We start from the raw sequence: 23466 nt of genomic DNA, 5'->3' as shown, positions 1-23466 counted from the left end.
GGGGTCACCTCCGTTCCTTGGCCCAGCGCGGGACACGTCGCCGCGGGACTGCGGGCGTCGAGAGGGGCGTGGCCGCGGCGGGCGCCGCGAGCAGCGAGGCGGCCAGCGCCAGGTGCAGCAGATACGGCGAGGCGTCGCCGAGGCCGGCCTCGGTGTACGACGCGATCGCGCAGTAGCTGATCAGGAAGATCGCGCAGGCCCGCTGCAGCGAGGGCGGGCGCAGCAGGGCGACGCCAAGGAGCACGAGGATGACCGCGGCGACGATGGCGGTGCCGGTCAGGCCCTGTTCGTTGTAGACGGCCAGCCAGCTGTTGTCTATCGGCAGACCGCCGAACGACTTGTCGCCCAGGCCCATGCCGAACAGCTGCTCCGAGGTCGACCGGGGCGCCGCGAGCAGGGCGTCCCAGACCTTGGCCCGGCCGGTGAGATTGGAGAAGTTCTCCTGGCTCTGGCCGCGCAGGAACCACGCCTGGAGCGCGGAGGCGAACCCCACCGCGGCCACCGTGGCGATCACCACCGTCCAGACGAAGAACCGGCGGGCGGCGGCGCTGGTCAGGATGAGCGAGCCGATCGCCAGCGCGAGGCCGAGGAACAGGCCGAGCGTGGCCGTCCGGGTATGGGTCAGCGCCAGCAGGACGAGGGACGGCACGATGACCAGCGTCGCGCTGCCCCGGTCGATGCGGCGGCCCAGCACGAGCAGCACGGTCAGCCCGATGATCACTGCGGCGTACTGCCCGATCTGCGGCGGGGTGAGCGGCCACAGCGCGCCGACGAGGCGTCCGCCGTAGAGGTCGGGCAGGGCCGCGCCCGGCGCGATGACCAGGCCCGCGGCGACCGATCCGAGCACCGCGAAGTACATCCGGATGTGGTGCCGGACGAACGTGAGGCCGCCGTCCCACCAGCGGCTGAGCAGCCACAGCGTGCCGACGAAGAGGGCGAGACGGGCGCAGCGGAACAGCGCGCCGAATCCGGACTCCAGGTTCGCGCTGGAGATCACGCTGGGCACCAGGAGCAGGGTGAGCAGGAACACGTAGGCGCTGGGCCTGATGCGTAACTGGAGATTGACCGCGAGGGCCAGCGTGAACGCGGCGACCAGCGCGCCCATGGTGGCCATCTGGATGAGGGAGCGGGGCAGCGGGACGATGGTCTTCGCCCCGGCGGAGCCGAGCGTGTTGAGGATCAGGAGACCCCAGACCGTTGCGACGATCTTCGACGTGTGGTCGGCGCGCATCTCAACCACCGTCCCGTACGCGGAAGATGCTGCCCTCGTCCTGCTGGTAGGGCCTGCCCTGCCACTGCCCCGGGTCGAGCACGCGGCTCGGGTCGTGGGCGACGAACTTCCACGGTCCGACGTAGACGTTGTCGTGCCAGCGGTTGTGCTGGTCACGGGTGATCGCCTCGGCCACCTGCTCGCCCTGGTAGGGGGACCAGTCCGGATAGGTGCCGTAGTTGGCGAGCAGCGCCATGCGGTCGCACCTCACCGTGCACTCGACGGCCGACTTGTCGAGGACGAAGCGGTTGTGGTGGATGTCCACCCGCTGGGTCTTCCACCGGCAGTCGGAGTAGAGCGGATCCTTGGAGATCGCGGGCCTGGCGCAGCGGTCGGTGTTTTTCACCAGCAGGGTGCAGTCGCCGGAGGAGGTGTTGGCGGGGCTGTTGCAGAACCGGTCGGCGTTCTCCCACAGGGTGATGCCGGACCAGTTGTTCTCCAGGACGTTCCGGTAGATCTCGATCTTGCTCGTGCGGGCCTTGACGCGTGGTTCACCGCCGGACTCGGACAAGTAGACGGTCGCGTACGGGAAGTTGTCGTCGCGGTCGGCGTACCTGCGGCCCTCGACCCAGTTGTTCCGCCGGATCGTGTTCTTCCGGATGACCGCGTTGTAGCTGGTCTCGTAGATCAGCGCGGCGCCGTCGTTGGCCTCGATGACGTTGCTCTCGATGCGGAAGTCGTTGTTGTTGGTGTCCGCCCACAGTCCGGTCCCGCGGTTGTCGTGCACCCAGTTGCCGCGGATGTCGGCGCCGTCGACAGCCCAGAACTTGATGCCTCCGGTGCAGCCGCAGCCCTTGCGCCTGCGCTCCCAGTCGCCGGTGTTGTTGCCGACGATCTCGTTGCCCTCGACCACCAGACCGCTGATCCGGCCCTTGGCCTTGTACGCGTTCATGCCGTACTGGCCGTTGTCGCGCAGACAGCTGGCGCGGACCCGCTGGCGGGCGCCGGCCATCAGCCCGGCACCGGAGTTGCGCCGGATCGTCGCGTACTCGATCACCCACCCGTCGGCCGAGTCGTGGTTGACCACGCCCTCGTCCGGCGGCGCCACGAATCGTTGCACGGTCAGATGGCTGACGGTGACGTCGTGGGCGGAACCGCCGAACGCGTACTGGTTGGTCTTGCCGCCGTCGAGCACCGCGCCCGGCGCGCCGAGGTAGCGGTTCCCCTTCTTGGGGATGACCTGGGCGTAGCGGTCCGGGTCGAGCCGGTGCTTGCCGGGCCGCAGCCAGAACGTGGTGTTCGCCGGGCTCTTCTTGGTCTTCGCGACCAGGTCGCCGACCACCCCGGGGTCGACCGTCACCGCGCCCGGCGGCGCCTTCGCGGGACCGGCCGCGGGCTTGGCGCACACGCGGGCCACGGACCGGGCCGCGGACGTGGAGGGCCGGCTGGTCGGCTCCGCCGCCGGGGCGCCCGGCGTGCTCTCGCAGCCGGTCGCGAGGAGGGCGAGGGCCGCTGCGGGCCCTGCCCATATCCGCCATCTGATCGCCACGCGCGCCCCCTAGCCGCGGAACCCGAGCACGGTGGTGAACCCCCGCACGCCGTCGGCGAAGCCGCTGCCGACCAGCGTGGTGGTGGGTTCCTTGCGCCCGAAGCCCGCGGAGTACCAGCCGAGCGGCGGGCCACTCTCGCCGCGATGTGCCTGCCAGGACAGCTCCCCCGGCAGGTCGAGCACCGCGGAGCGGTCCTCGCCGTCCCTGGTCCAGGTGAGCACGGCCCGGTTCTCCACCAGGTCCGCCGTGATGTCCGGGCCGAGGTGGAACGCCAGGCGCACGGTCCTGCCGGGCCCGCGCACCTCGTCGATCACCTTCAGCTCCTGGCTCTCGGCCGTCAGCTCCACCCGGCGGCGGTGCACGGAGTCCTCGTAGCCGTCGTGTTCGGCGCACCAGCGCTTCGGTTCCGCGACCAGGACGCGGCTGTGGGCGTGCCGGGTCCAGAGGAACGGGCCGCCGGACACGGACTGGTCGGCGCCGTCCATTTGCAGGGTGTTGTGGCCGAGGGTCGACCGGAAGTACTGCCGCCACTCGGGCTGCCCGTGGTAGCAGTACGTGCCCGGGTCGGCGAGCACGTCGACCCCGTCGTGCCGGACCTCCACGGACAGGGCGTCCGCGTGGGCGTGCGCGGCGATGGACAGGAAGCCGTGCGGCCCGCCGTCGCAGCGGCACCAGATCTCTTCCGGTCCGCGCAGGATGGTCATGCCCGCGTCGGCGAAGTGGTCCGGCCGGGTCTCCGGACGGGCCACGGCCGGGCCTGCCCCGTCCTTCGCGTACGGCCGGAGGAGCGCGGCGAGGAGCGGGGTGCGCACATCGGTGGCGGTCACCTTCGGCCACCAGGCGAGCCTGCCGAACACGGCGTCCCCGGTGGCCAGGAGCGAGCCCCAGCGGTCGGTGCCCGCGCCGTCCAGGATCAGACCGTGTCCGTCGTCCGCGTCCCCCTGGCGCGGCGGCCGCAGCCGGTTGTCGACGACGGCCGCGAGCGCGTCGGTCATCCGCAGCAGTACGAGACGGGTCGCGCCGGGGACCGGCACGCCCGCGGCGTCCGCCTCGGCCACGGCGGCCAGGCCGAGTTCGAGGACGAGGCCGTGGTACTCGGATGCCAGCTCGCGGTTGAGGCCGGACAGGAAGGTGTTGCCGCGCAGGTGCCGCTCGAGGGAGCACAGCGCGTCGTCCCGCCAGCGCGCCGATTCGGGATACCAGTCGAACGCGCAGGCCGCGGCGGCCTGCCCGGCCGCCTCGGCGATGATGTGGTTGTTCGCCGAGGAGCCCCGGCTGGGGAAGGCGGCCAGCCAGCGCTGGTGGTGCCAGATCTGGTTCACCGCCACCGGGTTGTCCTCGAAGAGGCCCGCCGCGCCCGGCCAGCCGTCGAGCAGCCGGCGGATCCACACCCAGGAGAGCAGCCGGATCCCCAGCTCGATGCCGCTGACCCAGTGCACGCCGCGCAGCGGCGCGTTGGCCGTCCACCACAGCCGCAGGTGTTCGGCCACGCGCTCGGCGTACCGCTCGTTGCCGGTGACCGCGTAGGCGGCGGCGAGCACGGTGAGGTACTGGTGCCGGGACAGCTCCCAGATCTGCTTGATGTCCCCGACCGCGTCCTCGTCGCGGTAGGGCATGTCGAAGGCGTAGCCCCACGGTGCCCGGCGCCCGGTCTTCGGGTCGTACCACCAGTCCGGGTCGACCAGGTCGTCGCGGTCCACGCCGAAGAACTCGGCGTGCCCGGCCATCAGCCGGTCCGCCTCGGCGATGAGCCGCTTCGCGGCGTCCTGCGGCACCGCGGCGAGCGCCCCGTCGGGCAGTGCCGCGGTGAAGCGGGCGCCGGTCACCTCGGGGCACCGCGGCCGTGCCGACTTCCACCGACGCCTGCGCACCGCGTCGCCCACCCGGCCGCCGACCTCCCGCGGCCCCATCCGGGAGAGGCGTCGCAGGTACCAGCCCGCACTCAGGGTCATCGCGTTCTCGCCAACGTCACCGGCGCGCCGCCGGCCAGGCCGGTCCGCACGGCGAGGGTGGCCGCCGTGGTGGCGACGAGGGACTCAAGCGGCACCGGCATCGGCCCGCCGGTCCGCACGGCCCTGACGAACGCGGCCAGCTCGGCGTTCTGGCCCTTGTCCCGGGCCTTGGGCAGCCGCGAACTCACCCACCGCTTCTGGCCGTAGACCGAGGCACGGACGAAGTCGTCGAGCCGCAGCGCCCTGCCGTCCGCGACCATGTCCAGCGTCTCCTTGGGGAAGCCGGCGGGGCCCGTGGTGACGTAGCTGATGGTGGCGGTGGAGCCGTCCGGGTAGCGCAGCACGACCTGCAGGTCGTCGTTGCCGGACGTGGCTGTCGAGTACACCGATACCGGGTCGGCGCCGAGCAGCCAGCTCGCCGTGTCGATGAAGTGGCCGCCCTCACCGGCGAACCGCGAGCCCTCGGTGCCTTGCTGCAGGTACCAGCTGCCGTGCCCGAGCTGCCCCGCGTTGACCAGGTAGCGGAGGTTCGCCGGTCCTGTCCGGGCGCCGAACCGCTTCCTGGCCTCCTGCAGCAGCGGCGCGAACCGGCGGTTGAAGCCGACCTGCAGCCGGTCGTTGCCGGACTCCTCCACCGCCGCGAGCACACCGGCCAGCTCGTCCTCGGAGAGGGCGAGCGGCTTCTCCACGAAGACGGTCTTGCCGGCGAGGAGGGCTCTGCGGGTCAGCTCGGCGTGCGAGCTGTGCCGCGTGACCACGAACACCGCGTCGATGGATTTGTCGCCGAGCACGGCGTCGAGGTCGGTGGTCGCCCCGGTGAAGCCAAACTTCCGCTGTGCGTTGGCCGCGGAGAGCGCCGTGGTGGTGACGACGGTCGACAACTCGACGCCGTCGCGCCGGGCCAGGTGCGGCAGCAGCATCGACGTCGCGTAGTTGCCCGCGCCGACGAACGCGAGGCGCACCGGTGTCCCGGCGGTCCGGGCCGGGGCGGCGCCTGCGCCGCCGGTTCGCCTGACCGCGGGAACGGCCACTTCCGGGGCCACCGCTTCCGCCGGGCCTTCGGCGGGTGCCGGGTAGCGGAACAGCACGGCCACGGCCTTCAGGTCGCCGTCCTTCAGCCGCTGGTACGTCTCTACCGCGTCGTCGAAGTCGGCTATGTGGGAGATCAGGGGCTCCACGTCGACGCGGCGGCGGGCGACGAGGTCGAGGAAGCACGCGAGGTTGCGGCGCTCGGTCCAGCGCACGTAGCCGATCGGGTAGTCGCGCCCCTCCAGCTCGTACGCCGGGTCGTAGCGCCCGGGGCCGTACGAGCGGGAGAACCGGACGTCGAGCTCCTTCTCGTAGTACGCGTTCCACGGCAGGTCGAGGCGGCACTTGCCGATGTCGACGACCCGGCCGCGGTCGCGGCTCAACTTGGCGGCCAGCTCGACGGGTTGGTTGCTGCCGCCGCCCGCGGCCAGATACACCTGGTCCACGCCGTGGCCGCCGGTGAGCTCGGCGACCGCGCTCTGGACGGCCGCGGACTCCGGGTCGCCGCAGGCCGCGGCGCCCGAGCGCTCGGCGAGCTCGCAGCGCACCGGGTCGGGGTCGACCCCGACGACGCGGACTCCCGAGGCGGTCAGGAGCTGCACCACCAGCTGCCCGATGAGGCCGAGGCCGATGACCAGGGCGACCTCGCCGAGCTGCGGTTCGCCCTGGCGAACGCCCTGCATGGCGATGGAGCCGACGGTGCCGAAGGCCGCGTGCCGCGGCGCGAGGCCCTCCGGTACCGGGGTGTAGAGGTTCTTCGGCACCCAGTTCAGCTCGGCGTGCAACGCGTGCTCGTTGCCGGCGCAGGCCACCAGGTCGCCGACCTTCACGTCGTCGATCCCGGCGCCGACCTGCTCGACCACCCCGCACAGCGAGTAGCCGAGCGGCGTGTACGAGTCCAGCTTGCCCATCACCTTGCGGTAGGTGGCGGGCACTCCGTTGGTGGCCACGCTCTGCATGACCTTGGCCACCTGGTCGGGGCGGGAGCGGGCCTTGCCCACCATCGACATGCCGGCCTCGGACACCTTCATGAGCTCGGTCCCGGTGGAGATCAGCGAGTAGGCGCTCCGCACCAGCACACCGTCCGGCTTGCATCCCGGCACGGGCACGTCGAGCAGCGCCAGTTCGCCACTCTTGTAGTTCTGAACGACCTGTTTCACCCGAGCTCCTCTTGTTTCAACTTGCAATGCCGTCAAGCCGCTTGGCTCTGGCCGGAGCCAGAGGTCGCGTCGCGATACCAGTACTCCAGGGTCAGCACGTGCCACAGGTGCTTGGAGAAGTCCCGCTGCCCCGAGGCGTCCTCGGCGACCATCCGGGCGAGCGCGTCGCGGCGCAGCAACCCGGAACGGACGAGCTCGCCGTCGTTCACCACCTCGCGCACCAGCGGCGCGAGGTCCCGGCTCATCCAGGCCCGCAGCGGGGCGCTGAACAGGCCCTTGGGCCGGTACACGATCTCCTTGGGCAGGATCGAGGTGGCCGCCTCCTTGAGGACGGCCTTGCCCTGCCGCCCGACGATCTTGCGGTCACCGGGCACGGCGAACGCCGCCCTGACCACCTCGACGTCCACGTACGGCACCCGCACCTCGGTCGACGCGGCCATGCTGGAGCGGTCCGTGTACGCGAGGTTCAGGCCCGGCAGGAACATGCGGGCGTCGCCCAGGCACATGCGGTTGACGAAGTCGTCGAGTTCGTTGTCCTCGTAGACGTCCGCGTGCTCGGTCAGCACGTCGTCGACCGTTCCGGCCAGCTCCGGATCGACGAGGGCGAGCAGTTCGTCCTGGTCGTACATGGTGTAGCTGCGCCGGAACGCGGTCTCCTCCGGCAGATCGGCGAAGGAGAGGAACCGCTTGGCGAAGCGCACCGACCGGTACCCCCGGCGGGCCGTGGCGACCGGCAGCCGGTCCACGGCCGCGGACACCCCGCGCCGCAGGGGCCGCGGGACGCGCTGGTAGCGCACCGCGAGCAGGTTGGCCAGGTGCTTGCGGTAGCCGGCGAACAGCTCGTCGGCGCCCATCCCCGAGAGCATCACCTTGACCCCGGCTTCCCGGGCGGCCGAGCAGATCAGATAGGTGTTGATGGCGGCGGGGTCGCCGATCGGCTCGTCCAGGTGGCGCGTCATCTGCGGCAGCAGGTCGAGCACGTTCGGGGCGATCTCGATCTCATGCAGGTCGACGCCGAACTGCTCGGCCACCTGCCGGGCGTAGCGCAGGTCGTCCGGCATCGCCTCGAACTTGGCGTCCTCGGCGCGGAACCCGATCGTATACGCGGAGATCCCGGGCCGGTCGCGGGCCGCGAGGGCGGTCAGATAGCTGGAGTCGAGACCGCCGGAGAGGAAGGTCGCCACGGGCACGTCGGAGAGCAGGTGCCGCCGGTTGGACTCCTCGACGATGGCGGCGAGGTCCGGCAGTTCGCCGCTGCGGGCCCGCTCCCTGCCCTCGGCGGCGACGTCCTTCAGGTTCCAGTACCGGCCTTGGTCCACCCGGCCGTCGGGCCGGACCCGCAGCCAGCTCCCCGGCGGCAGCTTCTCCGCCTCGCGGAACGCGCAGCGCGAGTCCGGCACCCAGTAGTACAGCAGCGAGGCCACCAGCGCCGCGTGGTCGACCTCAAGGGTTCCGCCGGTCACGGCGGCGAGCGCCTTGAGCTCGGAGGCGAACACCAGGCCCCCGCCGCGCCGCATCAGGAACAGCGGCTTGATGCCCAACTGGTCGCGGGCGAGGACCAGTTCACCGGTGCGCTCATCGAAGATCCCGAACGCGAACATGCCGCGAAGGCGGGGCAGGCAGTCGGTGCCCCAGCGCCGCCAGGCCTCCAGGAGCACCTCGGTGTCGGAGGTGCCGCGGAAACGCACCCCGGAAGCGGCCAGTTCGGCGCGGAGCTCGGGGGCGTTGTACAGCTCGCCGTTGTACGTCAGGGCGAGGCCGTCCGAGACCATCGGCTGGGCGCCCGTCTCGGACAGGTCGATGATGGCGAGCCTGCGGTGCCCGAGCTGCACTTCGCCGTCACCGGCGAGGTGGCTGTACCGGCCCGCTCCGTCCGGGCCGCGGTGGGCGAGGGTATCGGTGAGCCGGTCGGTCACGGCCTTCCCGTCCGGCCATCGGTACGTGCCTGCGATGCCACACATGTCTTTCCGTGCCTCTCATTCGCTGTTCGGAACGCGTGCGGCCCACATCGGCAGCCTTTCCGTCCACATCTGGCTGATCCCGTTCCGCCGGTCGAGGCGCTCGCTGTGGCCGCGCAGCGCGATGTGCAGCCCGTCCCACAGCGTGCCGTCGGTCCTGTCCCGCGGATCGGGGTCGATCAGCACCACGCCGATCACCGGAATGCGCTGGTCGGCGAGTTGCCGCGCCACGGTGTGCAGCCAGGAGGCGCTGCCGTGCCCGGCCCGCACGACGAGCACGGTCTGGCCGCCGAGGTACTGGAGGTCGGTCCACGCCGTGCCGGGCGCGACCGAGCCGACGCCGAGCCTGCGCGCCTGCTGCGCCTCGGCCTCGGCACGCTCGCCGCTGAGCACGACCGGGTCGTCGGGCTTGCGGCGGAGGTTGGCGAGCTGCGGTCCCGGCAGGCCGTCGATGATGACCACCGGCGGCCCCTCCGTCGCCAGCTCCCTCGCCACGTCCAGGGCGAGCACGCTCGTGCTGCGCGCGCAGCCGAGTTCCAGGAACGAGACCGGTTCCGCGGAGCCTCGCACGGTACGCGTGAGCGTCGTGGTGAGCCGTTCGTGCGCCGTACGGCTCCGTCGGCGCTGCCAGAGCGCGGCCGGCCTGCGGGGTGTGCGGCGCAGCTCGGCGATGACCGAGGCGCCCAGGTGCGCCGCGATCTCCCGGCGCAGCACGGGGCGGTCCGCCACCACGGCGCCGACCGCGGCCGCCGCGAGGCCGAGGAAGAGTCCGAGAAGGCACCCGATGCCTGCGTTGGTGACGGCGGCCTTGGGCAGGGAGTGCTGCACCGCGCGGGGGGCGTCCACGATCTGCGTGCCAGAGACGATCTTCGGTGTGCCGGTGCGCGCCTCGGCGGCACGCTGGTCGAAGTCGGCTATGCGCGCGTTGAGTTCGGCCCGGCGGGCGAAGAGCGACTCGATGCTCGCCGACCCCTTGGGGTCGCCGTCCGGCGAACGGTCGCCGATCGACTTGTTGACCGCGGTGAGTTCGTCCCGCATCCGGTCGCGCTGCTCGATCAGGGCCTTGGACTCGGCTTTCGCGGTCTCCCGCATCCGCCGCACATGGTCCGCGACGAACGCGTCGGCCAGCGCCTCGGCCCGCGCCACCGCTTGCGCGTCGGTGTCGGCCGTCACGTCGATCTGCAGCAGGTTGTTGGTGAGGCCGGTGCCCCGGTAGTCCCGCATGAAGTCCTCGGGTTTGTCCGGGGACTTGAGGGCTCGCAGTGCCGCACCGGCGATCCGGGTGGTCCCGAGCAGCTCGACGTCGGTACGGATCAGCGTGCCGGTGTCGTTCGCCTGGTCCTCCTGGTGCGTGACGAGGACCTTGGTCGCCGCGCTCGGCGGCGGCGGCATGAGCACCGCGAACGCCGCACCGGCGAGGAGACCGAGCAGCGCCAGCGTCGACCAGATGCGGCGGCGCCTGCGCACCGCCACCACCAGCGCCTGGAGGTCGAAGAGCGGAGAGCCGCCCGACGACGGCTCCGAGGTCTTGTCCGTCGTCACCCCGCACCTCCCCCGGCGTTGTCGCCCACCGCGACCGCGGACACGGCGCGCCGCGGAGGACGGCCCGAGGCACGCTCCTTGCGGGCCCGGACCGGCCCCGCAAGGACGATGCCGACGATCTCGTGCCCGGCGTCCGCACACGCCCCGGCGATGCCGGTGAGCTCCCCCGCGGTCCAGCTGCCCGCGCTGAGCACGACCAGGGCGCCGGACTCGGTGTCGCGGTCGGGCACCATGGGCCGGTCCACCGGGACTTCCACCGCGCGCAGCGTGGGGTAGCCCCTGCTCGAAGAGGCGGCGGAGCCATCGGATCCGGCCTCGGCGACGAGCTGCTCGGCGGCCCGGTGGGCGGTCCCGTCGCCGTCCGGCACGACGACGAGGAGCCGCCGGGGACCGGCCAGTTGATTCCGCAGGCGGGCGCACACCCGCCGGTAGCGGGTCCGTCTGCTGGCCTCGTCGCCGGAGGCCTGCGGGGTCGGCAGGTCCCACCGCGTATCGGTGCCGAGGAGCCGGCGCAGCAAGGCCTTCGGGCCGTGCCCTGCCGGCCGGTGCGCCGACCGGTCACCCGGTACGTCGACGGTGCCGAGGAGCGTCGAGCCGAGGGCCGCGGCGATCTCCGCCTCGGTACGCAGCCGGCGGTTCATGCGTGCGGAGGCGAGATGGCCGATGACCCCGCACAGGAAGGCAAGGAGCGCCCCGCCGACGATCAGTTGCATCCGCGTCGGCGGCGCCTCGCCGGTCGGCCGGGCCGCGGGCCCCATCACGACCATGTTGGCCTTGTTCGCCGCGGGGTCGGCTTCGTCCAGCTTCTTCATAGCCTCCGCCAGTGCGGTCCGCAGCTTCTCCAGCTCGGTGCGGGCCTGCACGCTCTCCACGGTCTGTCCCGGATCGGCCGCGTTGGCCAGGTCGGTGATGCGGCGATTGGTCTGCATGACCTTCTGCCTCAGTGCCTCGGGCCCCGATTCCGCTTCGGGGTCGGAGGTGTCGCCCGCGATCCGCCCCGCGAAGGTGACGAACTGGCCGGCCACCTCGTCGGCGAGCCGCTGCGCCCGCGCCGGGGTCTCGGCCGTACCCGAGATCTTGATGATGTTCCCGTCGGCGGCCTTGGCGCTCACCTGGTCCCGCAGGTCGGTGGCGCCGACACCGGCCCAGTGGAGGGTGCCTGCGGCGCGGTCGACCACCTCGGAGCTGGTCGCGATCTCCGCCTGGGTCAGCAGCTCGCGCTCCTCCCACTGGCCGGGCAGCAGTACGGACGCCGACGTCGTGTAACTCGGCGGGAACAGCAGAGAGGCGCCGTAGCCCACGAGTGCGCCAAGGACGGCGACGGCGGCGAGAAGCCGCCAGCGCCGACGGAGAATCCGCCCGATGGTGACCAGGCGTATCGTGTCGTCGCTCAACGGCGCGGCCTCCTCCCTGACCGAGCAGGGCCGCCCGACGCCACCGGAGTGCGGCCACCGCAGGCGGCGGCGTAGGCGGCGAGCAGCGAGCGCTGGGAGTTCTGCCAGGAAAGCTGCCCGGTGATCCGCTCCTGGCCGGTCTTGCCCATCCTGGCCCGCTGCTCCGGATCGTCAAGGAGCTGCGCGATGAGGCGGGCGAATTCGGCCTCGTCGTTGGCGGGGGCGTAGAGCGCGGCGTCACCGGCGGAGACGCGCGCCTCCCGGAGGTCGAAGGAGACGATCGGCCGGCCCATCGCCATGTATTCGAGGACCTTGTTCATGGTCGACACGTCGTTGAGCGGGTTGTGCGGGTCGGGCGAGAGGCACACGTCCGCGGTGGACAGGTAGCGCACCAGGTCGGCGTCGGGTATTCGGCCGGTGAACCGCACCTGCTCGGAGAGCCCGAGCTCCCGGGACAGCTCCACCATCGCGTCGAAGGCGTCGCCGGAGCCGACGAACACGGCGTGCCAGTCGGTCCTTTTGACCTCGTCGCGCAGCTTGGCCAGGGCCCGCAGGGCGTAGTCGACGCCGTCCTGCGGGCCCATGACCCCGAGGTAGCAGAGCAGATGGGGCTTGCCGTTCTTCAACTCCGGTTCCGGCTCCACGGGTTGGAACCGGTCGACCTGGGGCGCGCTGCGCACCACGAAGACGTCCTCAGGGCGCTTGCCGCCGCGGCGCACCGCGACGTCCCGGTAGCTCTCGTTCGTGGCGAGCACGATGTCGGCGGCCCGGTAGGTCATCCGTTCCAGCGCGCACACGCCGCGGTAGAGCAGGTCCTGGCCGCGGTCGAACCGGGACAGGTACAGCTCGGGCACCAGGTCGTGCTGGTCGAAGACGAACCGCGCGCCGCGCCGCGTCAGCCACCGCGCCGGCAGGAACAGCAGGTCCGGCGGGTTGCAGGCGTGGACCACGTGGACCGGCCCCACCTTGCGGGCGAGGCGGGCCGTGTGCCACAGCGCCGATCCGTACTCCCGCAGATAGCCGGCCGGTCCGCCGGTGGCCGCGCGCAGCGGGTAGCGGTGGATCCGCACCCCGTCGATCTCCGCCTCCGGCTCCGTGTCCCGCTTGACCCCCTGCGGGCAGATGACGTGCACTTGCCAGCCCGCGTCGCGCAGTGTCGTGCATTCCTGCCACACTCGCCGGTCGAACGGCACCGACAGGTTCTCCACCAGGATCAGCGCGCGCCGTCCCTGACGGTCATTACTGGTCGTGTCACCAAGCAAGGCCTATGTACCCCGGTTCAGTTCGGCGCGTCGCGGCGTCGGGAAGGTGGATGAGGTCGACGATCACCGGGCCGTCGCCGTGGGGCAGCTCCGAGAGCACGGCCGGGTCCTTGGTTCCGACCAGGCACACCTCGGCGTGTTCGAGCACCTCGTCGACGGAGTCGGCGAGCAGCTGGGCGAGGTGCGGAAGGCGGGTCTCGATGTACTCCCGGTTCGCGCCGATCAGCCTTGAGAGGCTCACGTTGGCGTCGTAGATCCGCAGGTCGTACCCCTTGCCGAAGAGCCGCTCGGCCAGCTCGACGAGCGGGCTCTCGCGGAGGTCGTCGGTGCCGGGCTTGAAGGAGAGCCCGAACAGCCCGACCCGGCGCTTGCCGGTGCGCTCGACCAGCTCCACCGCGCGCTGCAGGTGGTCTTCGTTGGACGGCAGTACGTGGGACAGGATGGGCACCGAGACGTCGGCCCGCTGCGCCGCGTACACCAGGCTGCGCAGGTCCTTGGGCAGGCAGGAGCCGCCGAAGGCGAAGCCGGGCCGCAGATAGGCGGGGCTGATGTTCAGCTTGCGGTCGGCGAGGAACACGTCCACGACCTGGTGCGAGTCCACGCCGAGTGCCTGGCACACCGCGCCCAGCTCGTTCGCGAAGCCGATCTTGAGGCCGTGGAACGCGTTGTCCGCGTACTTGATCGCCTCGGCCGTCGGGACCGGCACCCGGAACGTTTCGCCCGGCAGGCCGTCGTACAGGGCCGCGACCGTGTCGCCGCTGGCCGTGTCGAGTTCACCGATGACCGTCTTGGGCGGGTCGAAGAAGTCCCGCACGCTCGTGCCCTCGCGCAGGAACTCCGGGTTGACCGCGACCCCGAAGTCCACCCCGGCCGTGCCGCCGACGGCCTTCTCCAGGATCGGCACGAGCAGGTTCAGGCAGGTGCCCGGCAGCATGGTGCTGCGGAACACGACGGTGTGCCGTCCGTCCCGCTCGGCGAGGGCGGCGCCGATCTGCTCGGCGACCCGCTCCAAGTACGTGGTGCTCAGGCTGCCGTTGGGCGCCGACGGCGTGCCCACGCAGACGAGGGACACCTCGCTGCCCATGATCGCCTCGCGGACGTCGCCGGTGGCGCGCAGCGCTCCGGAGGCCACGACCTCGGCGGTGAGCTCACCGATCCGCTCCTCGACCACCGGGGCCTTGCCGTCATTGACCAGGTCGACCTTCACCGGGTTCACGTCGACCCCGATGACCTCGTGGCCCAGGCTCGCCAGGCACGCGGCCGACACGCAGCCCACATAGCCAAGCCCTAAGACGCTTATTCTCATGAACCGCTCCTCCCCCCGGGCAGGCCCTTGCGGCCTGCCGTCCGTGCGCCGTTCGAACGGCGCCCCCCGTACATCGGCCCCCCGTACATCAGTAGGCCCCCTGCCCCTGGAGCACCGCACGCAGCGTCTTCCACAAGATCACCGTGTCCAGGGCGAGCGACCAGTCCTCCACATACCGCAGGTCGAGGCGGACCGCCTCCTCCCACGGCAGATCGCTGCGCCCGCTGATCTGCCAGAGGCCGGTGAGGCCGGGCTTGACCAGGAGACGCCGCCGGATGTCCGGGCCGTACGCCGCCGACTCCTCCGGCAGCGGAGGCCGCGGGCCGACGAGCGACATCGATCCGGTGAGTACGTTGAAGAGCTGCGGGAGCTCGTCGATCGAGTACCGGCGCAGCACCGCGCCCACCCGGGTCACCCGCGGGTCGCTGCGGACCTTGAACAGCAGCCCCGCGCCCTCATTGAGCTCGGCGAGCTCGGCACGTGCCTTGTGGGCGCCGGTGACCATGGTGCGGAACTTGAAGATCGTGAACTCGCGGCCGTCCTTGCCGACTCTGCGCTGTCTGTAGAGCGCACCGCCCCGGCTGTCCACCAGGACGAGGAGCCCGACGAGCACCATCAGCGGCGCGAACAGCATCAGCAGGATCGCCGCGCCCAGCCGGTCGACCACTCCTTTGACGGCACGGCGGCCGCCGGTGAAGGTCGGCATGCTGACCCGGAGCAGCGGGATGCCGAGCACCGCGTCGACGTGCAGCCGCGGTCCCGCCACCTCCATGAGGACGGGGGCCACGACCATCTCGGCGTCGCTGCCTTCGAGGTTCCAGGCAAGGCGCTGCAGCCGCTCCGGTGACCAGTGCGGGTCCGGGGTGACCGCGATGACGCGGTAGTCGTCGCGGCTGACGTGGCCCGCGACGTCCGCGAGGCGTCCGACGACCGGCACGCCGTCCAAGTGGTCGCCGTCGGGCCCCAGACCGTCCGCCGTGCACACCGCCTCCACCCGCCAGCCGAGGTGCGGGAACTTGCGGGCCCGGGTGATCAGGTCGCGTACGGTGGCCAGGCTTCCGGCCGCGAGGACCGGGCGCAGGCAGCGTCCTTCCTTTCGCTGCTTGTGCAGCCAGAGGCGCAGCAGATAGCGCTCGGTCATGGTGATGAGTGCGATCGCCGGGATCGCGACGAAGATCCAGAGCTTGATGTTGCGCGAAGTGAGGGCGATACCGCCGAGTGCCAGGACAACGGCCGCCGTGAACAGTGAGCGGCCGAGCCGGCGGAATTCCTCGGCGCCCTGGCCGAGTACGGCCGGAGCCCACGCCCGGCTCACCGCAAGCGCTCCCAATACAAGAAGCTCGGTGCCGAATGCGAGAATTCCCCACTTCTCGTGCCAGTTGGCCGCGTCACGGACTCCGAAGAAGTTCCCGATCGCCGCCACTATGAAAGCGGTAGCTACTGTGTCGCTGGTTATGACGGTGCGGCGGTAGCGCTGCTCCCAGTCGCTGGCCGGCCGGCTGATTACCCCGTTCGCCACACGTCCGCGGGCGGACGGAAACGGGTTGACTAACTCCCCCTGCTGCACAGGACCCCCCAGGTCACCAGTGGTTCGACGTGCTCTCCTCACACGTTTCTCCCGGGAAGCACCCCCGCCCCCCGCGCCGTGCTGTTCCTCCCCTCGGGAGGCCCCCGCCCCCCGCGCATGGCAATCCGGCTACGTTGCGCTACTTCGACAACCCACCCAGGCGGCAGCAGACGTACAGGTACTGCCGGACTCTCGAAGTGCGCGGAAACCCGTTCGAATCCTGGATGCTCCCCGCACCCAAGACCCTCTCCAGGGCTCCTGGAATTGCTCTCCCCCAGGCCGGGTGCCATGGACGCAATTGGTGGCTGTCCATGACATCGGACCTATAGATCATTATTTGTCGCCTCGTGTCCGCATGTGAAGCACGGTCAATCTAGACCATCGGAGCCGCCCTGGAGAGGGGATGTGTGCAACTTGTGCTCAACCTTTGAAGCTCGATCTATCGGCCATTGACCGCCCACGGGCGCCCCACCGACGAGCACACGCCTTGTGACCTGGGGTGACTGGGTCTTCACGGACTGCCGTCAGTGGCGACCCCCGGGCATTCAGGCGCTCCCAACTGGGCTGGATATAGGCGTGCTTTGTCTCATCTGCCGCTCCTGCCTCCGGCCGGGGCGTTCGAGCTCCCGCCCCGCCCACCCGCCTCTAGGCTCAACATCGTTGTGGAGCAGGGCACTTGGAGGGCGGAGACCATGAGGCGCGACGACTTGATCCGGCCGGTTCCCGAGCTGTTGCAGGAGCACGCCGAGCGGTCACCGGGACGCGTCGCCTACGCGGACGCCGCCCGGTGCGTCACCTACGGCGGGCTGGAGCGCCGCACCCGCGCGCTGGCCGCACATCTCACCGCGACGGGCCTCCAGAAGGGGGCCCGCATCGCGATCTGCCTGGACAGTTGTGTAGAAACCGTGGAGAGCTATCTGGCCGTCCTGCGGGCAGGGATGGTCGGTGTCCCGCTCGACCCCCGCTCGTCCGACGCCGAACTGACCCACTTCCTCCGGGACAGCGGCGCCGCGTACGTCGTCACTAACGCAACGCACCTGTTGCGACTGAGGCGCCTGGGCCCCCCGTACGACCACCTCCGCGCCCTGGTGACCGGCACCGAACCGGCACCGGACGGCGCTCACCTGTTCGAGCATGCCGCCACCACGAGCGCACACGCCACCGAGATCGACCGGCTCGGCCTCGACGATCCGGCCTGGGTGCTCTATACCTCTGGCACTACGCACCGCCCCAAGGGCGTGCTGTCCACCCAGCGGGCCGCGCTGTGGTCCGTCGCCGCCTGCTACGCCCCGCTCTTCGGCCTCTCGCCCGACGACCGGCTGCTCTGGCCGCTGCCGCTGTTCCACAGCTTCAGCCACTCGCTGGCGGTCCTGGGTGTGACGGCCGTGGGCGCGAGCGCCAGGATCGTCGGCGAGCCGCTGCCGCCGGGCGGCCTGCGGCAGGTCCTTCACACGGGGGGCGAGGCACTCGGTGGGCCGTTCACGCTGCTGGGCGGCGTGCCCGCCACGTACCACCGGCTGGTCGGACCGGCCGATGAGGCCCCGCCCCCACAGGCGTTACGGATGTGCGTCGTGGCCGGTGCGCCGAGCGGTGCCGCCCTGCGTGCGGCCGTGGAGCAGACCTTGGGGGCGCCGCTGCTCGACGCGTACGGCAGCACGGAGACCTGCGGCGTGATCACGGCGAATCGCCCCGAGGGGACCAGGGTCGACGGTTCCTGCGGGCCGCCCGTCCCCGGCATCGACGTGCGCGTCGTCGACACGGACAGTCTCAAGGACGCTCCGGCCGGGGCCGAGGGCGAGGTCTGGGTGCGGGGGCCGAGCCTGATGACCGGGTATCACGAGCGGCCCGATGCGACGGCTGCCGCACTGCGGGACGGCTGGTACCGGACGGGCGACCTCGGCCGCTTCGTCGCCCACGGCCACCTGCAGCTCAGCGGCAGGCTCGACGAGGTGCTGATTCGAGGCGGCGAGAACATGCACCCGGCGGAGATCGAGCACGTCCTGGCGCGGTGTCCCGGTGTGTCAGACGCGGTGGTCGTGGGCCTGCCGCACGACGTGCTCGGCGAGGTGCCGGTCGCCTTCGTCGTACCGGGTCCCGGCGGATTCGACGCACGGCGGGTGCTCGCCGAGTGCCGGGCCCGCCTCGCCGAGTACAAGGTGCCGACCGAGATCCGCGAGATCGCGGCGGTTCCGCGCACCGCGTCCGGCAAGATCGCCCGGCACCGGCTGCCCGTCCCCGCCCCGGCTCCGCCGACCGGCAGTGCGCTGCGCGAGCGGCTCCTCGCCCTCTCCCCCGACGAGCGGCTCCGTGCGCTGCGCGAGACGGTGCTGGCCGCGACGGCCGAGGTCTGCGGGCGCGCGCCGGGCGATCTGCCCGGCGCGCACGGCCCGTTCGCCGATCTCGGCATGACGTCCCTCGGCGCGGTCGGACCGGTGGACCGGCTCGGTGCGGTGACCGGGGTGAGGCTGCCGTCCACGCTGGTCTTCGACCACCCGACGCCCGCCGACGCGGCCCGGTACCTGCACACGGCGCTCTTCGAGGACGCCCCCACGGACACGGAGCGGCGGTCGCGGTCACGCACACGGTCGTACGACGGGCGAAACCGTCCCGCCGAAGACGATCCCGTGGTGGTCGTCGCCATGTGCTGCCGCTATCCAGGGGACGCCAACTCCCCCGAGGAACTGTGGGAGTTGGTGTCGCAGGGCCGTGATGCCATCTCCGGGTTCCCCACCGACCGCGGCTGGGACCTGGCCGCCCTGTACGACCCCGATCCCGACCGCCTCGGCACCTCGTACACCCGCCACGGCGGATTCCTGCACCGGGCCGCGGACTTCGACGCCGGTCTCTTCGGGATCTCACCGCGCGAGGCGCTCGCGACGGACCCACCTGCTCGTCACGGCGTCCTGGGCGCTGCCCACCTTCACTGCCGCTCAGGGCCCGCGGCACGCCCTGCTCCCCATCCGTCGCTCCCACGGCCGCCCGGGCTCCGGGAGGCCCACGGTCGTCTGCTTCCCGGCGTATCACCCGTCGTTCGCGTCGGGCGGCGTCGGCTTCCCGCGCTTCTACGGTGCTTTCCGCGACGATGCGGATGCCTGGGACGTTCTGGAGTTCCCGCACCCCGGGATCGACGCCGGTTCCGCCGTACCTGCGGACCGTGGCGCGTTGGCGTGTGCACAGGCCGAGAGCGTCCTGCGGCATGCCGGGGACGGACCTCTCGTGATCGTGGGGTGGTCGGCGGGCGGGAACGTCGCGCACCTGGTGACCCACCACCTGGAAGGTGCGGGCCGGGCGCCCGTCGGCCTCGTACTCCTCGACACGTACCGCATCACGCCGGACAACAGCGGCACGGACTGGCTGCTGTCCCTGGCCGCCCCGCGACAACAGCGGACCGGGCGGGGCGACGACGACCACGCCCTGGCCGCGATGGGCGCCTACAACCGGATCTTCCTCGACTGGACCCCCGCGCCGGTCACCACCCCGACGCTCCTGATCCGCGCGTCGCGTCCCACCACCGCCATGGCGGCCGCCACGGAGGGCGACGCCTGGCGCACGTCCTGGCCCACGCCGCACGATGTCGTGGACGTACCCGGCGATCACCTGACGATGATGCAGGAACATGCGGAGACCACCGTGTCGGCGATCCGCGCCTGGTTCGAGGGACGGGCGGCGGAGCGGGGCCGGTGAGCGGGCGCGCGGCGGCCACCGCCGTCACTGCGGTGTGCGGGGCGCCGCGGGCAGTTCCACCGTGATGCGGACGCCACCGGCCGGGCGCGGGGTGAGGGTGAGGGTCCCGTCGTGCGCGTCGGTGATGGTCTTGACGATCGCCAGGCCGAGGCCCGCGCCCGCGTGGTCGGTGTGTGCGCGCTCGGTGCCGCGCTGTAAGGGTTCGGTGAGCGTCGAGGCCAGCCGGGGGGCGATCTTCTCGCCGGTGTTCTCGACCGTGAGCACCACTGTGTCGGGCCGGACGCCGGTGTCGACCCACACGGTGCCCCGGCCGGGCAGGTTGTGGACGATCGCGTTGTGCACGAGGTTCATGGTCAGCTGCAGCAGCAGCGCCCGCGATCCCGTCGTGGGGGTGATGTCGCCGCGGGTCTCGATGGTGACGCCGTGCTTCTCCGCGAGGGGCAGGAGGGTCTCGGTGGCTTCTTCCGCCATGAGGGACAGGTCGACGGGTTCGCGGGTGAACGATCGCTGGCCTGCGCGGCTGAGCAGGAGCAGTGCCTCGGTGAGGTCGATCGCCCGGGTGTTGACGGCATGGAGGCGGTCGACGACCTCGGCGGGGTCGCGGTGCGGATCGGTGCGGGCCACGTCGAGAAGGGCCTTCGAGATGGCCAGCGGGGTGCGCAGCTCGTGTGAGGCGTTGGCCGCGAACCTCCGCTGCTCGGCGACGTGTGCTTCGAGCCGTACGAGCATCGCGTCGAAGGCGTCGGCCAGTTCGCGGAACTCGTCCTCGCGGCCCGGCAGTTGAATGCGGTGGGAGAGCGAACCACTCGTGACCTTGCGGGTGGCGTCCGTGATCCGGGTCAGGGGGGCGAGCATGTGGCCGGCGAGGAGCCACCCTCCCAGGAGCCCGAACACCAGCAGGAACGCCATCACCGTTGCGGCCGCCGGGGCGAAGGCGCCCAGGAGGAGCTGACGGTTGGGATTCTCGTGGAGCATGCGACGGTCCCAGTCGTCGGGCACCTCCTGAAGGAGAAACACCCACACGGCCGCAAGCAGCAAGGCACCGGCGACCATGACGAACCCGGCGTAGCTGAGGGTCAGTTTGGCGCGAACGCTCAATCCGGGCGCCCTATCCACAGTCGGCTTCCTCATCCGGCCTCCTCGTCCCCGGTTCCGCGTCGATGCGGTAGCCGACGCCCGGCGCCGTGGCGATGATCCACGGCTGTCCGAGCCGCTTGCGCAGAGCCGAGACGGTGATGCGCACGGCGTTGGTGAACGGGTCGGCGTTCTCGTCCCACGCGCGTTCCAGGAGCTCCTCCGCGCTGACGACACCGCCCTCCGCGGCGACGAGGACTTCGAGTACGGCGAACTGCTTCCTGGTCAGCGCGACATAGCGGCCGTCCCGGTAGACCTCCCTGCGGAACGGGTCCACCCGCAGCCCCGCGATCTCCCGCACGGGAGGCCTGCTGTGGGCACGTCTGCGGTCGAGCGCCCTGAGCCTGAGCACGAGCTCTCGGAGGTCGAAGGGTTTCGTGAGGTAGTCGTCGGCTCCGAGTTCGAATCCGGAGGCCTTGTCGTCGAGCCGGTCGGCGGCGGTGAGCATGAGGATCGGCATGCCGCTGCCGGTGGCCACGATGCGAGCGGCGATCTCGTCGCCGGAGGGCCCGGGGATGTCGCGGTCGAGGACGGCGATGTCGTACGTGTTGATGCTCAGCAGTTCCAGTGCGGTGTCGCCGTCGCCCGCGATGTCCGCCGCGATCGCTTCCAGGCGCAGGCCGTCCCGGACGGCTTCTGCCAGATAGGGCTCGTCCTCGACGATCAGCACTCGCATGTCGTCGATGCTACGAGCCGGTACATATCGTCGGCGTATCGAAAACCGCATACGTGTCGACAACACCGCGCTTCCTTCACTGGCGGTATGACTCGAACCCCACCGACAGCTCCGCCCTTACTCCCGCCGTCGGCACGGAAAGCGACCCGCTGGATCCTGGTCGCCCTCCTGATGGCCGCGATGGCCGCGATCACCGCGACCCTGGTCCGCCAGCTGCCGGAGTCCTCTCCCTTCTCGGCCGCGTCGCCCTCGAATTCCCTGCACCGCGAGCAGCGTGAGTCCCCCGACAACCCCGAGGGCCGGGGTGCGGTCGGAGAGGCCGACGGTGTCGTCCCCGACGGCGTGACGGTCTTCGACGGCACGGTTCCGGCCGTGGCCCGTCTCGACCCGGATCTGCTCAAGGCGCTCCGCCGGGCCGCGACGCACGCCGCGGCCGACGGAACCAGGTTCTACGTCAACAGCGGCTGGCGTTCCCCGGCGTATCAGAAGCAGCTCTTCCGCAAGGCGGTCGCCACATACGGCTCCGAAGAGGAGGCCGCCCGGTGGGTGGCCACCACGGCGACGTCCCCGCACGTGTCGGGCGACGCGGTCGACATCGGGCGCTCCGACGCGGCGGCATGGCTCTCCGGGCACGGCGCCGCGTACGGGCTGTGCCAGATCTACCGCAACGAACCCTGGCACTACGAGCTGCGCACCGATGCCGTCGAGCACGGCTGCCGACGTATGTATGCCGACCCCACCGAGGACCCGAGGATGCAGCAGTGACCGGCAGTGCGCGAGAACAGACGACGACTCAGGTGGACGTGGCGGAGGCGGCAGAGGACACCGGTGCCGCCGTCAACACCGACACCGGGATCTGGCGGGCGCGCGTCCGCCGGGCCCTCCGCACCGCCGCCCGGCCCGGACCATGGAAGCGCGGTCTCGTGCTCGCGGCCCTCGCGCTGCTGCTCGGCCTGCTCATGCTGCTGCACGCGCAGATCACGGACCGCCGGGGACTCGGCAGCCTCGTGGAGACCTTCCTGCCGTGGTTCGGCCTGTTCGTTCCGGTGCTCCTCGCGGGGGCGCTGTGGCGGCGCTCCGCCTCCGCGGTGGTCGCGCTGCTGCTGCCGGTCACGGTGTGGCTGAATCTCTTCGGCGGGCTCCTCACCGACAAGTCCCGGCCGGGCGGCGACCTCACCGTGGTCGGCCACAACGTCGGCGCGGGCAACCCCGACCCGGCGGGCACCGCCCGCGACCTGGCCGCCTCCACGGCTGACGTGCTTGCCCTGGAGGAGATCTCCGTTCAGGCGAAGCCGCTGTACGAGAAGGGGCTGGCGAAGACGTATCCCTACCACGTCGTACGGGGCACGGTCGGGCTGTGGAGCAAGCTGCCGCTGTCGGACACCCGGCCGGTCGACATCGAGACGGACTACGGGCCGCTGGCCGACACCAAAACGACCGGCGCCAGGGCCCCCGACAACCGGGCCCTGCGCGCCACGGTCACCACGGACCGGGGCCCGCTTGCCGTGTACGTGGCCCATCTGGGGTCCGTACGCGTGGTTCCCGGGGACGGCTTCGGGACGGGCACCCGGGACCGCAACGCGAAGGCGCTCGCCGAGGCCGTCGCGGCCGAGCCGAACGAGCGCGTGGTGCTGCTCGGCGATCTGAACGGCACCACGGACGACCGCGCCCTCGACGGCCTCACCTCGCGCCTTGACTCGGCCCAGGAGAGGGCCGGGAACGGCTTCGGTTACAGCTGGCCCGCGAGCTTTCCGGTGGCGCGGATCGACCAGATCCTGGTCCGCGGCGTGGATCCGACGCGCTCCTGGGTACTGGCGGCCACAGGCAGCGACCACCTGCCGGTGGCGGCCCGGATCAGCTGGTGACGGCGCTTTCCGGCCAGTGCTCCGCGCTCCGTCGCGGTCACCGGCCTCGGCGCCCGAAAGGTCACTCGCGAATGCCCGGGTCGCTGCCCGCTCTGCCCAAACGGGCACCAACCGGGGCACAGACGGCCGTTGACACATTGAACAACCCAGGCCAATGATTGTGGCTGGCCGGACCCC

General features: G+C 71.5%; 15 protein-coding genes and 1 pseudogene. 4 read left to right on the top strand and 12 right to left on the bottom strand.

Going from position 1 to position 23466, the window contains the following annotated elements; translation table 11 throughout:
• Nucleotides 1-4 precede the first annotated feature (4 nt).
• The 10 genes from ABZ953_RS05720 to ABZ953_RS05675 all read right to left on the bottom strand — a co-directional run bounded on the left by ABZ953_RS05720 (nucleotide 5) and on the right by ABZ953_RS05675 (nucleotide 15930).
• Complete coding sequence (locus ABZ953_RS05720; RefSeq protein ID WP_361717249.1) at nucleotides 5-1231, bottom strand: O-antigen ligase domain-containing protein; 1227 nt, start codon at nucleotides 1229-1231, stop codon at nucleotides 5-7.
• A 1-nt stretch (nucleotide 1232) separates the two neighbouring features.
• Nucleotides 1233-2759 carry a right-handed parallel beta-helix repeat-containing protein gene (locus tag ABZ953_RS05715; protein WP_361717246.1) on the bottom strand — a complete coding sequence of 509 codons (1527 nt, stop codon included), beginning with the start codon at nucleotides 2757-2759 and terminating at the stop codon, nucleotides 1233-1235.
• Between the two features lie 9 nt (nucleotides 2760-2768).
• Nucleotides 2769-4712, bottom strand: coding sequence for an alginate lyase family protein (locus ABZ953_RS05710; protein WP_361717243.1), 1944 nt, complete (start codon nucleotides 4710-4712; stop codon nucleotides 2769-2771).
• Nucleotides 4709-6901, bottom strand: coding sequence for a bi-domain-containing oxidoreductase (locus ABZ953_RS05705; protein ID WP_361717240.1), 2193 nt, complete (start codon nucleotides 6899-6901; stop codon nucleotides 4709-4711). The genes ABZ953_RS05710 and ABZ953_RS05705 overlap by 4 nt, the downstream gene beginning before the upstream one ends.
• A 32-nt stretch (nucleotides 6902-6933) precedes the next feature.
• On the bottom strand, nucleotides 6934-8862 hold the full coding sequence (gene asnB / locus ABZ953_RS05700) for an asparagine synthase (glutamine-hydrolyzing) (protein ID WP_361717237.1): 1929 nt from the start codon (nucleotides 8860-8862) through the stop codon (nucleotides 6934-6936).
• 15 nt (nucleotides 8863-8877) lie between these two features.
• Nucleotides 8878-10401 carry a Wzz/FepE/Etk N-terminal domain-containing protein gene (locus ABZ953_RS05695; RefSeq protein WP_361717234.1) on the bottom strand — a complete coding sequence of 508 codons (1524 nt, stop codon included), beginning with the start codon at nucleotides 10399-10401 and terminating at the stop codon, nucleotides 8878-8880.
• Nucleotides 10398-11795, bottom strand: coding sequence for a Wzz/FepE/Etk N-terminal domain-containing protein (locus ABZ953_RS05690; protein WP_361717231.1), 1398 nt, complete (start codon nucleotides 11793-11795; stop codon nucleotides 10398-10400). The genes ABZ953_RS05695 and ABZ953_RS05690 overlap by 4 nt, the downstream gene beginning before the upstream one ends.
• Nucleotides 11792-13057, bottom strand: coding sequence for a glycosyltransferase family 4 protein (locus ABZ953_RS05685; RefSeq protein ID WP_361717228.1), 1266 nt, complete (start codon nucleotides 13055-13057; stop codon nucleotides 11792-11794). Before ABZ953_RS05685 ends, ABZ953_RS05690 begins: the two co-directional genes overlap by 4 nt.
• A complete protein-coding gene (locus tag ABZ953_RS05680; RefSeq protein WP_361717226.1) occupies nucleotides 13047-14363 on the bottom strand; it encodes a nucleotide sugar dehydrogenase in 1317 nt (438 codons plus the stop codon). The genes ABZ953_RS05685 and ABZ953_RS05680 overlap by 11 nt, the downstream gene beginning before the upstream one ends.
• 88 nt (nucleotides 14364-14451) lie before the next feature.
• A complete protein-coding gene (locus ABZ953_RS05675; RefSeq protein WP_361717223.1) occupies nucleotides 14452-15930 on the bottom strand; it encodes a sugar transferase in 1479 nt (492 codons plus the stop codon).
• Between the two features lie 692 nt (nucleotides 15931-16622).
• On the opposite strand from ABZ953_RS05675, the pseudogene ABZ953_RS05670 reads away from it, so the two are divergent.
• Nucleotides 16623-18824 (top strand): annotated as a pseudogene (locus ABZ953_RS05670) (AMP-binding protein); the annotation flags it as partial.
• On the top strand, nucleotides 18817-19614 hold the full coding sequence (locus ABZ953_RS05665; RefSeq protein ID WP_361718240.1) for a thioesterase domain-containing protein: 798 nt from the start codon (nucleotides 18817-18819) through the stop codon (nucleotides 19612-19614). The pseudogene ABZ953_RS05670 and the gene ABZ953_RS05665, both read left to right, overlap by 8 nt.
• Nucleotides 19615-19638: 24 nt before the next feature.
• Here the strand turns inward: ABZ953_RS05665 and ABZ953_RS05660 are convergent, their stop codons facing one another.
• Both ABZ953_RS05660 and ABZ953_RS05655 read right to left on the bottom strand, forming a co-directional pair.
• Nucleotides 19639-20730: a HAMP domain-containing sensor histidine kinase gene (locus tag ABZ953_RS05660; RefSeq protein ID WP_361718238.1), complete on the bottom strand. Its 1092-nt coding sequence runs from the start codon at nucleotides 20728-20730 to the stop codon at nucleotides 19639-19641.
• Nucleotides 20723-21424, bottom strand: coding sequence for a response regulator transcription factor (locus tag ABZ953_RS05655; protein WP_361717220.1), 702 nt, complete (start codon nucleotides 21422-21424; stop codon nucleotides 20723-20725). The genes ABZ953_RS05660 and ABZ953_RS05655 overlap by 8 nt, the downstream gene beginning before the upstream one ends.
• An 87-nt stretch (nucleotides 21425-21511) precedes the next feature.
• Between ABZ953_RS05655 and ABZ953_RS05650 the strand changes: the two genes are divergently transcribed.
• Nucleotides 21512-22189, top strand: a complete 678-nt coding sequence (locus ABZ953_RS05650) for a M15 family metallopeptidase (protein WP_361717217.1) — start codon at nucleotides 21512-21514, stop codon at nucleotides 22187-22189.
• Between the two features lie 89 nt (nucleotides 22190-22278).
• Complete coding sequence (locus ABZ953_RS05645) at nucleotides 22279-23289, top strand: endonuclease/exonuclease/phosphatase family protein (protein WP_361718235.1); 1011 nt, start codon at nucleotides 22279-22281, stop codon at nucleotides 23287-23289.
• Nucleotides 23290-23466: the final 177 nt, after the last annotated feature.

Origin of the sequence: Streptomyces sp. NPDC046465 (assembly GCF_040646035.1) — a bacterium.
Taxonomy (GTDB): Bacteria; Actinomycetota; Actinomycetes; order Streptomycetales; family Streptomycetaceae; genus Streptomyces.
Note: the sequence above shows the minus strand (reverse complement) of the source record. Positions and strands in the feature narration are given on the sequence as shown.